At 35.6% G+C, this 13423-nt stretch carries 10 protein-coding genes; 8 read left to right on the top strand and 2 right to left on the bottom strand.

All coding sequences use genetic code 11. The annotated features are described in order from the left end of the window. Nucleotides 1-85 precede the first annotated feature (85 nt). Entirely contained in the window at nucleotides 86-961 is an 876-nt protein-coding gene (locus tag Q0Y84_RS11365) for a LysR family transcriptional regulator (protein WP_297953780.1), read from the bottom strand. A gap of 256 nt (nucleotides 962-1217) precedes the next feature. On the opposite strand from Q0Y84_RS11365, the gene Q0Y84_RS11370 reads away from it, so the two are divergent. Then, complete coding sequence (locus Q0Y84_RS11370) at nucleotides 1218-3029, top strand: FAD-binding protein (protein WP_297953782.1); 1812 nt, start codon at nucleotides 1218-1220, stop codon at nucleotides 3027-3029. Here Q0Y84_RS11370 and Q0Y84_RS11375 read toward each other — a convergent pair. Continuing rightward, on the bottom strand, nucleotides 3022-3906 hold the full coding sequence (locus tag Q0Y84_RS11375) for a LysR family transcriptional regulator (protein WP_297953785.1): 885 nt from the start codon (nucleotides 3904-3906) through the stop codon (nucleotides 3022-3024). The genes Q0Y84_RS11370 and Q0Y84_RS11375 overlap by 8 nt on opposite strands. 220 nt (nucleotides 3907-4126) lie before the next feature. On the opposite strand from Q0Y84_RS11375, the gene Q0Y84_RS11380 reads away from it, so the two are divergent. The 7 genes from Q0Y84_RS11380 to Q0Y84_RS11410 all read left to right on the top strand — a co-directional run bounded on the left by Q0Y84_RS11380 (nucleotide 4127) and on the right by Q0Y84_RS11410 (nucleotide 12915). Then, nucleotides 4127-5542, top strand: a complete 1416-nt coding sequence (locus Q0Y84_RS11380; protein WP_297953789.1) for a DASS family sodium-coupled anion symporter — start codon at nucleotides 4127-4129, stop codon at nucleotides 5540-5542. Between the two features lie 73 nt (nucleotides 5543-5615). Continuing rightward, nucleotides 5616-7400 carry an FAD-binding protein gene (locus tag Q0Y84_RS11385; protein WP_297953792.1) on the top strand — a complete coding sequence of 595 codons (1785 nt, stop codon included), beginning with the start codon at nucleotides 5616-5618 and terminating at the stop codon, nucleotides 7398-7400. A 486-nt stretch (nucleotides 7401-7886) separates the two neighbouring features. After that, the gene (gene argS / locus Q0Y84_RS11390) at nucleotides 7887-9572 is read left to right on the top strand and encodes an arginine--tRNA ligase (protein ID WP_297953795.1); all 1686 of its coding nucleotides are present in this window, start codon (nucleotides 7887-7889) and stop codon (nucleotides 9570-9572) included. A gap of 110 nt (nucleotides 9573-9682) precedes the next feature. Then, complete coding sequence (locus Q0Y84_RS11395) at nucleotides 9683-10594, top strand: class II fructose-bisphosphate aldolase (RefSeq protein WP_025005521.1); 912 nt, start codon at nucleotides 9683-9685, stop codon at nucleotides 10592-10594. A gap of 529 nt (nucleotides 10595-11123) precedes the next feature. Then, the gene (locus Q0Y84_RS11400) at nucleotides 11124-12035 is read left to right on the top strand and encodes a prenyltransferase (protein ID WP_297953803.1); all 912 of its coding nucleotides are present in this window, start codon (nucleotides 11124-11126) and stop codon (nucleotides 12033-12035) included. A gap of 70 nt (nucleotides 12036-12105) precedes the next feature. Then, the gene (locus tag Q0Y84_RS11405; protein ID WP_297953806.1) at nucleotides 12106-12429 is read left to right on the top strand and encodes a bacteriocin immunity protein; all 324 of its coding nucleotides are present in this window, start codon (nucleotides 12106-12108) and stop codon (nucleotides 12427-12429) included. 198 nt (nucleotides 12430-12627) lie between these two features. After that, entirely contained in the window at nucleotides 12628-12915 is a 288-nt protein-coding gene (locus Q0Y84_RS11410) for a hypothetical protein (RefSeq protein ID WP_013086767.1), read from the top strand. Nucleotides 12916-13423: the final 508 nt, after the last annotated feature.

A 13423-nucleotide genomic window follows, 5' to 3' on the forward strand; every position in this document is an offset into this window, starting at 1 on the left:
AAACAATTCATCAAGATAATGTAACGATCAATGTAATTCCACTTTATAAATTTTTATTAGCTGAACAAAGATAGTTTCCCTGAATTTAGAAATTGCGTAAAATTTCTAAGCATTTTTCTTGAATTTTGTTTGGAATAAAATCGTCTCTTACTGCTAGACAAGCAAAGCAATCGACCTGCTGGCTTGGAATTAGTGGCACTGCCACGACGCCTGGACGATTTTTAACAGCTAAATTCATTAAATATCCAATACCCATTCCCTTACTAATTAATTGTGTGGTAGCGTCAATGCTATCGACAACTAATTTTTTGTTTGGTTTAAAGCCAGTTTTTGTTTTGACTTTTTCTAGCGCGATCCGAGATAAAAATCGTTTATGTCGCATAATCAAAGGGATGTTTCTGGTTTGGAAAATGTCGATCTTACTTTGACGGGCCAGTTCGCTGTTAGCAGGTACGATTAAATCATACTGATATTTACGTAAGTTAGTGATTTTAATGCCAGAGATTTGTTCATCGCTTAATTTTGAAAAAAGAATGGCATCATATTTTCCTTCACGTAAATTGCATACTAAATGTTCAGAATTATCCTGATGCGTTTCAATGGAGGCTAATAAGTGTCCTTGGTTAAGCTGGGTTATTACTGAGGCAAGCCAGGCACTACCGGCAATTTCTGAGTAGCCTAAGCGAAAATTATTTTCACTGGCACGTTTAGCCTCAATGAGAATGGCCTGTTGAGTTTGCAATAGTTTTTGGGCTTGCCGATAGACAACTAATCCAGCAGGAGTAATATTCATTTGCGCCCTATTATTAATTTTGAAAATTAACTTGGTACCAACTTCCCTCTCTAGGCGCTTAACCATTGCAGTGATAGCAGGCTGAGTTACATGAAAATAATTGGCAGTTTCAATATAACTTTTTGTCTCAACGAGTTTTTTAAAATATTCCAGATCTTTAAATTCCATTTTTCTGTACCTCATCGTGATAAATCTATTTTATATTTATAAATAAATTTTATCAAAACTTCAAGGTGAATTATTGATCATGCTGTAGAAATTTAATTTGCTTTTATTACTAGATCACTTTTTATTTAAAATCGCTTACATAGCCTGTATTAGGGTGTTATCCAAAAAATACTTTTAAAATTTATATTTGCATAGTTCGCTTTTTCGTGATATTTATACCGTTGTAAATAAAAAATAATTAATAGGAGTTATTAAAATGAAGGCAAATGAAAAATTAAGATGGAACGGAAACTATGATGTGATCGTCTTAGGTTTCGGTGGAGCTGGAGGAACTGCAGTTAGATTTGCGGCAGATAATGGCGCAAAAGTTTTATTAGTCGATGCCGCTCCTTATGGTCACGAAGGTGGTAACACCAGATATTCTGCTCAACACGTTGCAATGGCTCACAATCGGCAAAAGATTGATCAATATTTTCATCAATTAGCTGCACCTTTTGCAGTTTCAGAAAAAACGATGGCCACTTATTTAGATGGTTTCGTAAAGATGCCAGAATACTTCGAAAAATACTTGGGTATGAAGCCATTTATTTGGTCACAAGACTATCAATCAACTGACCACCTGGCTCATAAAACTAATCTTTGTGAGTATCCAGAATTTGCTGGCTCAGATACTTTTGATTTTGCATTAGTTCATAACCGTGATTTTGATGCTAGTCTTTGGAAAGTAATTCGTAAAAATGTTTTAGACCGTAAAGATCAAATTGATATCTGGCTCAAGTCACGCGCAACTAATTTAATTCAAGCTGAAGATAGTGACGAAGTTATTGGTACTGTCATTGAACGAAACCACAAAAAATACTACATTCATGCTAATAAGGGGGTAGTTTTAGCAACCGGTGGTTTTGAAGATAATGCCGTTATGCAACAAGACTATTTACATGTTACCAAGTTAACGCCATTGGGCACGCTCTATAATCGTGGCGATGGAATTACGATGGCTCAAGAAGTTGGGGCTAAGATGTGGCATATGAGTAATTATGAATCTTTGGGAATTGTTCCAAGTTATGTCATCGCTGAAGATGAAAATAAACGTGGCCGTCAAATTAGTGGTTGGAAAAATGTAAAAGCTGGTTCAATTTTTGCTGTAGCTGATGATGGGACACGTTTCATAAAAGAAGATGCTAAATTCCGTCATGGTCATATTTATAATCATGGTCAATACGATTTGCCACGGGCCTTTGATAACGCCTGGCTTGTTTTTGACCAACAACAATATGACAAGTTTGTGCAAGAAAAAGAAGCTGGTCAGCTAAAATACACTAAGCTCTTTGACAAGATGATTAGTGCTGATGATATTAGAACTTTAGCTCAAAAGATGAATGTTCCAGCCGAAAACTTAGCTACAACTTTATCTGAATTTAATAACTTTGCAAAAAACGGTAAGGATGTCAAGTTTGATCGTGCACCGGAATCAATGACTGAATTTGCGGCTGGTAAAGTTTATGCTATTAAGCTAGCACCAGCGGTATTAAATACTCAGGGCGGTCCACAACACGATGAAAATGCCCAAATTTTGAATAGTCAGAATGAACCTATTCCTCACTTGTACAGTGCAGGTGAACTAGGTGGGATGTGTGTTAATCGCTATCAAGGTGGTGGCAACCTCGCTGAATGCTTGATTTTCGGTAAAATTGCTGGTGAAAACGCTGCTCATAACACCACAACAGCAAACGTTATTATTACTGATGGTGTACCACAAATTAATGACTTAGCTGATGGTGAAAGAATGGACAACGTTAAATTGGGGCCAGATCAATATGTTGCATCAACTGAAGCGGGGATCGGTGGTAAGATTGTTGTTCGTGTTACTTATAAAGATCATACGATTAAGAATGTTGAAGTCCTTGAAAATCATGAAACTGAAGGGATCGGTGCAGTTGCAATTAAAGAATTACCAGGCAAGATAGTCGCTGCTAACACCACTGATATTGATGCTGTTTCCGGCGCTTCAACTACTACACGCGCTGTCGAAGAAGCCGTAGATAAGGCGATTAAACAAGCTAAATAGCGTGAAAGTTTCTTAGAATATCAATCCCCTTTTGTTGATACTCATTCGGAATAAAACTTTTACGCATAGCGATTTGCATGTAAGCCCATAATCTTTGTTCAGGAATTAAATGAATAATATGAAGTCCTTCTCGATTTTGGAGTGTATCTTCCATTGCTAGAGCAATTCCAAGGTTTTCACGAACTAAGTCAATCATAAGCTGCATCGTGCGTGCCGTGAAAATGATATTAGGTTTAAAGTTCCCTAAGGTTGCCTCTTGATCTAGGCATTCTCTAGTTAAGTAGCCTTCAGACCGAGCAATAAAGTTACGGTTACGTAATTCTGAAATTTTTACTTCTTTTTTCGTAGCCCAAGGATCATCTAAACCGGTGATAATAACTAGTTCAGTTTTATTTAAAGTACGAATGTAGTAACTCGGATCATTAATCGGTACCATCCAAGAGTAAATTGCAACATCAATGTCACCATTAGTTAGGCTGTTAAAAATATCCACAGAGCGTTCTAAGTGGGTATCAAGCATAGACATAATTCCTGCACGGTAAAATTGCGCGATAATTTCGGGGATGTAGATACTACCTGATACGCCAGAAAATGAGATTCGGATTTTGCGTTCTCCAGCATGAAGAACATCATAATCAATACTATGGATTTCTTGGAGTAGATGTGTTGCTTTCTGATAAAGAAGAGCGCCTGCTGCAGTGGTTGTTAATTTACTTTTACGATTAACTTGACTAACTAAGGGATCTTTAAAGTGGACAGCTAGTCTTTTAACTGCAGCTGAAATGGTTGGCTGAGTAACATTGAAAAACTGCGCTGTTTTAGTATAACTACCAGTTTTAATTAATTTACAAAAATACATTAAATCTTGATTATTCATCTTTTTCCTCGATTATAAAATATTTTTATAAGTTCATCTTTTTAACTTATAAATAACACATTTCACAATAAGCGTAGCTCTTTGCTATTAAAGAAAATTATAGCATTTAAACAGGTCATTTTATTCACAAAGAAAAATTAGATATTTTTATGTTAATAATATAAATTAAAATTGTTAGCGAAATAAAAAGCACTTTCAATAGTTTTAAGGGAGTAGAAAAATGTTAGATAAATTTCAGTGGAAGAAATGGATTCTTCCGTTAGTCATTGGGATTGCCCTTTGGCTATTAACCCCATGTAAACCAGCTGACATTAGTATTCTAGCTTGGTATTTATTTGCGATTTTCGTAGCCACTATTGCGGCATGTATTACTAAGCCATTACCAATGATGGCAACCACTTTAATTGCTGTGGTAGTTGCTACTTTAACCGGTATTTTTAACATGAAAGAAGTTGCTGCTGGTTTTGGTAACTCTGTTGCTTGGATGGTTGCAATGTGTATGTTCTTGGCTGCAGGTTTTATTAAATCAGGTTTAGGTAAAAGAATTGCCTACTTGTTTGTGAGAACTTTTGGTAAGAGTACTTTAGGTTTAGCTTATGCATTATCTGCTGTTGAAACAGTTTTAGCAATCGGAATTCCAAGTAACAATGCTCGTGTAAACGGGATTATGTACCCAATCATTGATGGGCTTTCTCGTGAAATGGGTTCAGATCCGGAAAAGGGCACGCAGAGAAAATTAGGTTCATTCTTAGTTTTCAATGAATACGAAATTAATAATGTTACTTCAGGGATGTTTTTAACTGGTTTAGCCGGTAACATGGTTGCCTTAGGACTTGCTAAAACTCAAGGAATTGAAATATCTTGGCTGCAATGGTTCTTAGCAGCGATTATTCCAGGCCTGATTTCATTACTCATTGTACCGTTCTTACTTTACAAAATTTATCCACCAGAAATTAAGCAAACACCGAATGCTCATGCTTGGGCTGATAAAAAATTAGCTGAATTGGGTAAAATGACGCCAGCTGAAAAGATTATGTCAGCAGTCTTTATTCTTGCCATTTTACTTTGGTTAGTTGGTTCTCACATCGGGATTGATGCTACTGAAACTAGTTTCATTGCAGTTGCTTTATTGTTGATCACTGGCGTAATCAATGTTAAAGACATGTTGAATGAAAGCTTTGCATGGAATATCTTAACTTGGCTATCAATTATCATGCTCATGTCCCAAAAGCTAATGACTTTAGGTTTCTTCCCATGGTTCTCAAAGACTTTAGGTGCAGCGCTTAAAGGAGTTAACTGGGTTCTAGTATTAGTAATACTTTGGTTAGTTTACTTCTACTTACACTACTTGTTCCCAAGTGTTTCAACTCAAATTTCTGCTCTTTACGCAGGTTTTCTTTCAATTGCTTTAGGTGCTGGTGTACCTAAGATTATGGCCGCTTTAATGCTCGCAATGTGTGGAACTGTTTACTTATCAACTTCTACATACTCTGCCGGTCCAGCTGCAATGGTTTCTTCAACTGGATATATTTCCAATAAAGATTTTTGGAAACTAAGCGCCATCATAGGTGTTGTCTTCAACGTTATTTGGCTTGGCGGTGGCTTGCTTTGGACTAAAGTGATTGGTTACTGGTAAAAAGATAAAAAATTCAGGTCTTTCGTTATTAGATCCTGAATTTTTATTTAATATGATTAATTAGGTGAATAAAATGATATATAACTCTTCCATGAAGTGGGACGCAATTTATGATGTAATCGTCGTTGGTTTTGGTGGTGCTGGCGCAGGTGCTGCTAGATTTGCAGCAGACAACGGTGCGCGGGTATTGTTAGTTGATTCTGCTCCAGAAGGTAGTGAAGGTGGTAATACTAGATATGCTGGTGGAGCCTTTGCTTGGGGTAAAAACTTTGATGATTTAAAAGATTATTATAAGCAAACCTACTATCCTTTTGCATATGATCTCAAAGCATTAGATACTTTTATCGAGAATGTTATGCAGATGAAAGAATATTCTAAAAAATATTTTAATATTGAAGCAAAAGGCACTGGTAGACGTCCTAATGGTGAATATCCTGAATATCGTCATTCCAATTCGATGCAATCTCAAAGTATGACTCAAGGTATGTACAATGGTGGCTTTTGGAAGTTATTACGCAAAAAAGTCTATGAACGCTTAGATAAAATTGACGTGTGGCTTAATTCACCAGTTGAACATCTGATTCAATCTCCTGAAGATGGTACTATTTTAGGGGTAACGATTAGCCGTGACCGTCGGGTTCGCTTTGTTGGTGCTAAAAATGGTGTAGTTCTTAGTTGTGGTGGTTTTGAAAATAACCCCAAAATGGTTCAAACCTTTTTAGGCCAGGGATCGCTTGCGCCTATTGGTAGTCTTTATAACCAAGGTAAAGGAATTGATTTAGCAGTTGAAGCTGGCGCACGCTTATGGCACATGTCCAATTATGATTCTCATGGCTTGTCATTACGGCAAAATGAAGCACGTGAAAAATTCGCTTATATGATTAATTGGAAGTCATTGTTCAATGGCTCAATCTTTATTGCCGGAGATGATGGTACGCGATATTTCCGTGAAGATGAAGAAGATCGACATGGCTACAAGTATAATCATGGTAATTGGATTATGATTCCCAACCAAAACCATCCCCACATTGTGATGGATCAAAAGCAATATGATCAATTAGTTAACGATGATTCTCCTAAGGCTGAGCAGATCAAAGAATTGATTTCATATGCAATTAAAGCTAATACAATTGATGAATTAGCTGAGAAAATTGCCGCTCCCAAGCTTAAGCAAGCAGTTGCTGACTTTAATTTCTTAACTGATGAAAAAAAACGAGACATGTTTTTAAATCGTAGGATTGAAACAATGCGTAGTTTTGGTGAAGGTCCATATTATGCAATTCCAGTTCGCCACAACATCTTACATACGCATGGTGGTGCCCAACGTAATGAAAAATGTGAAGTTATTAGTTTGGATGGTAATGTAATACCTCATTTATATGAAGCTGGTGAATTAGGCGATATTTTTGCCACGAAGTATCTTGGCGCTAATAGTATTGCAGACTTGCTAATTTCAGGAAAAATTGCTGGTGAAAATGCTGCTCTTCCAAAGCGTAAAGTATTTAAGACTGATGCAGTTACTGGTGCTTCAAAAGTGCCAGAATTACGATCTGATGCTCATACTTCAGTTGCTAATTTTGACGCTGGTCAAAATCAAGGAATTGGGATGAGTAGTAATGGCATTAGCGATTTGCCAATTGTGGTACGTGTAACGGTAGATGATGGTAAGAAATTAAAGCAAATTGAAACTTTGCAACAAAAAGAATCACCATCTCTAGGTGGCAGAGCAATTTCGGTTTTGACTAAAGAAATGCTTGAAAATAACACTACAGATATTGATGCTGTTTCCGGCGCATCGGTTACTAGTCATGCATTTAAAGAAGCAGTAGATTCCGCTTTAAGGAATGTAAATAAGTAAACAAAAAGCTTTCAGCATGGGATTAACATGTAATGAGTCGTAAAAGTTAGACACTTTTACGGCTTTTATTGTGTGTTAAAGACTGGAAATTTATAATGATTGGAGATTAAGAAATAAATTAATTATCCAGCTTGCTTACGAAAACAATTCATCAAGATAATGTAACGATCAATGTAATTCCACTTTATAAATTTTTATTAGCTGAACAAAGATAGTTTTTTACCCAAATCAGTAGCAGGAGCCGTCTTTTCCTGTTATAATCATCTTTGCTAGTAAGTTAGAAGTAGTAGTTATTTTCTTTATTTAAGCGAGTCTATGTTGGTGAAAGATAGGCAATAAGAAATAATGAAGGCGTGTCTGACTGAATTAATAATGATTTTAAATAAGCGGATACTTTGTATCAATTTGAGTGGTACCGCGGGTTAGAAACTCGTCTCTTTCTATCAAGAATAGGAAGAGGCTTTTTTGTTTAGAAAAGAGGAAAATATGGACTTTAAGAATGAAGTGGTTGACTTAGTTGCAAGTCAAGTTGATTTACCTAAAGAAAAAATTGCTGCATTAATTGAACGCCCTAAGAATGCTAAGATGGGTGACTATGCCTTTCCAGCATTTATCTTAGCTAAGACTATGCACAAGAATCCGGCTGAAATTGCTAAAAACATTGCCGAAAATTTAAAGAGTGATGATTTTGCTAGCATTAAGGCAGTTGGTCCTTACGTTAACTTTGCAATCGACCATGAAAAGTTAATTTCATCAACTTTAGAGGATGTTTTAGCTGAAAAAGAACATTATGGTGATCAAAAGTTAGGCAAAGGCAATGTACCAATCGATATGTCTTCACCTAATATTGCTAAGCCAATGTCAATGGGACACCTTCGTTCAACTGTAATTGGTAACTCAATTGCCAAGACGATGGAAAAAGTTGGCTACACTCCAATCAAGATTAACTACTTAGGTGACTACGGTACCCAATTTGGTAAGTTAATTGCCGCTTACAAGCACTGGGGAAATGAAGAAGACGTTAAAAAAGATCCAATTATGAATCTTTTCCATTACTACGTTCGTTTCCATAAAGAAGCTGAAGATAATCCTGAACTTGATGATGAAGGTCGTGAATGGTTCAAGAAGCTTGAAGATGGCGATCCAGAAGCAGTTAAGCTATGGAAATGGTTCCGTGAAGTTTCCCTTGAAGACTTTAAGCGGATCTACAAGGAATTAGGCGTAAGCTTTGATTCTTATAATGGTGAAGCCTTCTTCAACGACAAGATGCAACCAGTGATTGATGAATTGAAGGAAAAGGGCTTGCTTCACGAATCACGTGGTGCCCAAGTTGTCGATATGGGTCCAGATGAAAACCCAGCAATTATCGTTAAGTCCGATGGTACTTCAATTTACTTAACTCGTGATTTAGCTGCGGCTGAATGGAGAATGAAGGAATACAACTTCGTTAAGATGCTCTATGTGGTTGGTAACGAACAAGCACAACACTTCGTTGAATTGAAGACTGTTTTGAAGAAGATGGGGTATGACTGGTCAGATGAAATTCACCACATTCCATTTGGTTTGATTACTCAAGGCGGTAAGAAGTTATCTACTAGAAAAGGCAATGTTGTCTTCCTTGATCAAGTATTAAAGGATGCCGTTTCACTTGCTAAGAAACAAATTAAAGAAAAGAACCCAGATTTAGCTGATCAAGATCAAGTTGCTCATGATGTTGGTGTAGGTGCGGTTATTTTCCACGATTTGAAGAATGATCGTTTAGACAACTTTGACTTTGACCTAGAAGAAGTTGTGCGTTTTGAAGGCGATACTGGTCCTTATGTTCAATATACTAACGCTCGGGCACAAAGTGTCTTGCGTAAGGCTGCAGCAATGGGCGAAAAGCCTAGCGAAAACGATTTTGCTTTAGATGATGAGTGGGCTTTTGCCGTAGCAAAAGATTTGGCTGATTTCCCAAGAATCATTGCAAGAAGCGCTGAAAAGTTTGAACCATCAGTAATTGCTAAGTTTGCCTTAAATTTAGCTAAGAAATTTAACAAGTACTATGCAAACGTGAAGATCTTAACTAAAGATGATAAACTTGGTGCTCGTCTTGCCTTAGTTCAAGCTACTTCAATCGTTTTGACTGAAGCACTTAGACTCTTGGGTGTCAATGCTCCTAAGGAAATGTAACTGAAAAATTATGAAAATTAAAAAATAACGCTTACATTTTGTGAAAGATTGTTCATAATTCCAGAATTAGGGTACAATATGCATGTAAGATATTTAGGAGGTATTTTTTAATGGCTTATTTTGACAACGGTAATCAAATCTTTAAAGATGCTCGTAAGAACCATTACGCTGTAGGTGCTTACAACACTAACAACTTGGAATGGACTCGTGCAGAATTACGTGCTGCTGAAGAAACTAGAACTCCATTGTTGATCCAAGTATCAACTGGTGCTGCTAAGTACATGGGTGGTTACAAGTTCGTTAAGGACATGGTAGCTGACCAAATGGATTCAATGAACATCTCAGTTCCAGTTATCTTGAACTTGGACCACGGTGACTTTGAATCAGCTAAGGAATGTATTGCTCTTGGTTACTCATCAGTTATGTTTGATGGTCACGCACTTCCAACTGATGAAAACTTGGCTAAGACTAAGGAAATCATCAAGTTAGCTCATGAACGTGGTATTTCAGTTGAAGCTGAAATCGGTAAGATTGGTGAAAACCAAGGCGGCGGTGAATTAGCTTCTGTTGAAGATGCTAAGAAGTTCGTTGCAGCTGGCGTTGACAAGCTTGCTTGTGGTATTGGTAACATCCACGGTGTTTACCCAGCAGACTGGAAGGGCTTGAACTTCGACCGTCTTAAGGAAATTGCTGAAGCTGTTCCTGACACTCCACTTGTACTTCACGGTGGTTCAGGTATTCCTGAAGACCAAGTTAAGAAGGCTATCCAACTTGGTATTGCTAAGATCAACATCAACACTGAATTCCAATTAGCATTCCAAGAAGCTACTCGTAAGTACATCGAAGACAAGAAGGACCTTGACAAGAAGGCTAAGGGTTATGACCCACGTAAGTTGTTATTGCCAGGTGCAGAAGCAATTACTGCCAAGATGAAGGAAATGATTTCTTGGATGGGTACTAAGACTATCGATGACGAACTTAAGGATGCTTCATTCGACCGTTCATCATTGAACGAAGAATAATCATTCGATAATTATTAAGAATAAAGTCTAGCGTTTGCTAGGCTTTATTTTTTTGCGGATTTGCTTTAGATTCTAGTTAATTGAACTTACTATAAAAGAAATATAAAATGAAAAGTACGAATTATAAAAAATCTATAAAATAGAAAATTCAATTATAAAAGAAGTATAAAAAGAAATTACATCTTGAGGATTGAAAAAATAAATAATGAGTAAGTACGATAAATTATGGCAATATATCAAAGATAATAAGACTGGGAATTTTGAGCTTTCCTTTGATGAGATTGGTCAACAAGCTGGAAGTGGCCTTAGACAATTCTTTTTTACGCTATAAAAAAAGAATTGCCAGCATATGGCTTTGAAGTTCAGAAAATTTTATTGAAGAATAAAGTGGTAAAGTTTCATCAGTTGTAATGAAAGTTATTAATAACTAAAGTAGTAATTTGTGATAATATTTTCAAAATTGGTAGCTATGTTTTGTTTTAGAAAAAGACTAAGATATGAATAAAAATGGGAGGATTAATAAGTTACTATGAAGAAGGTTTTATCTTGGCCAGTATATTATCAACTATCAGAGATTTATACGGCGCCGTTAAACGTAGTGTGGTTTGTCTTTGGCGCGGCAATGGCGTTTCAACAATATCACATGTTTAATTTGATTAATATCTTGCTGTGCTTGGTGGATGTTTTTCTGTTTGATTTAGCAGTTAATATCGCTGATAATTACTATGATTATCTTCATGGCAAAGATCGACATTTTTTGACTGATATAAATCCAATTGGACGACTGAAGTTACCTTTGACTGATGTTAGGAATTTAGTGTGGATTAGCTACTTTATCTCAGCGATTCCGGGTATCATTTTGGTTTATCGTACTGGTTGGCCCGTACTAATAATGGGGATTGTGGGGTATTTTATTGGAATATTTTACACTGCAGGGCCTAAGCCGCTGAATGCAACACCAATCTGTGAATTAGTGGTATCTTTCTTTATTTCGTATTTCATTATATTAGTAAGTATCTACGTTACAATTTATGGCGTCTATCCTTTGACCTGGAACTTGGCGTTAATCACTTTGATAAGATGTTTGCCTTTAACACTTATTTTCTATGCTTTGCAGTTAGCCAATAATACTTGTGATTTGCACGAAGATTTAAACAATGGACGCCATACTTTAGCCAGTTATACGGGAAAAAAGAATGCTCTTAAAATAATTAAGGCGTTGATTATTGCGGGATTATTATTTCCAATTATCGTTGTTCTTTTTGGTTTGGCAAAATGGCCATTGATCTTTAGTTGTTTTTTGTTGCCAATATTATGGCCAAAATTAAAACAATTTTTTGAGCATCCGGATAAACAAACTACCTATTTACAAATGATTAAGTATTTATCGATATTTTTCATTACATATATAGCTATTTACACAGTTTTGGTTTTAGTTTAGAGGAAAATTATGGCTTTGAATATCATAGATAGAGGATTACACTAATTGATAATGAGGGGGGAAAATAATTATGTTTGGCAAAAAGAAGGATAAGAATTCAGAATTTTCACCAGATATTATGGCTTTTAAAAATGCACTTGAAGAAGTACGATTTACACCTGAAGTTGAGCATGACGCAGAATTAATTAACATATTTGACGAAGCAATTGATAAAGCTGAAAAAGGTGAGGCTGTTCAAACTATTTATGGTCGTCTCAGTTATCAAATTACACAGTACATTCAAACGCATCATTTCAAAGCACCTAAACCAGTCACTGAATTCTTACATGGAAGTACTGGAAGCGTAGCAACGGGATTAACTTCGGTTCCAGTTTCTTGGAATACAGTACATTAGGAATTTTTTATGTGCATAAAATTGACAAATACTGAAAAATAATTGATTAATTAAACAGAGTAGCAGGTAATACTACTCTGTCTTTTTATTGCAAATATGATGTCAAATGCAGGCAAATATGATGAATTGCTTCATAATGGTAAAAATATGATACTATATCTCCAATTACGTTTATTGATAAAAGAGGGGTATAAAATAATGAAATTGAAAAACTTTTTGATTGGTTTGTTAATGTTGGCAGGAGTTGTGGTAATGTTTGTGGCTATGCCTAAGCAAGCAAATGCTGCAGCTGATGGAAATGCGGTTAAACAATATGCGACTACTGTGGTTGGTGAGTCAAATGTACAATTAGGAAAGTATGTTGTTGAAAGCAGTGAAAGTGCTAATAGTCCTTTTGTGAATTTTATTGGATTTGACTCTGAACCTCTTTGGCAAGTATATAAAAAAAGTATAAGGAAGCATCATAGAAACCATCATGGTAATTAATTTTTTTTGGATATTATTACTCACTGTTTTTTCAATAATTACAGATCTTTTTATTTTTTGCAATATATCTAATACATATAAAAGAAATAAGATTACTATTTGGGTAATAGGACTTATAGCAATATTATTAGCAATATTTAGTCCAACACAATTATTTATGAACTTTGGAGTAACTATTTTAGAAATAATGATGCTATCTTTATATTTCATATGTATAAAAAAGCAGAATATAAAGCTGATTTTAGGATCATGTTTAATATTTGGAATAACAGATTTAAGTATCTTGACACTGGAAGCTTTTTTTAAAATCATTGTACCTATAGAAAACGGTATACTAAATTATATTTTTGATTTGATAGTAAATATTGTAATTATATGTGTCACGAAAAAATATAATGTAGATATTAAGAATAGATTATTAGACAAAAATAGGAAACTGTCAAATCTTTTGTGTAAATAGATCTTTCTCGTAAATTGATTTTTTAATTATTTATTTAATCAAAGTAGG

Origin of the sequence: uncultured Lactobacillus sp., assembly GCF_947367125.1 — a bacterium.
GTDB lineage: Bacteria > Bacillota > Bacilli > Lactobacillales > Lactobacillaceae > Lactobacillus.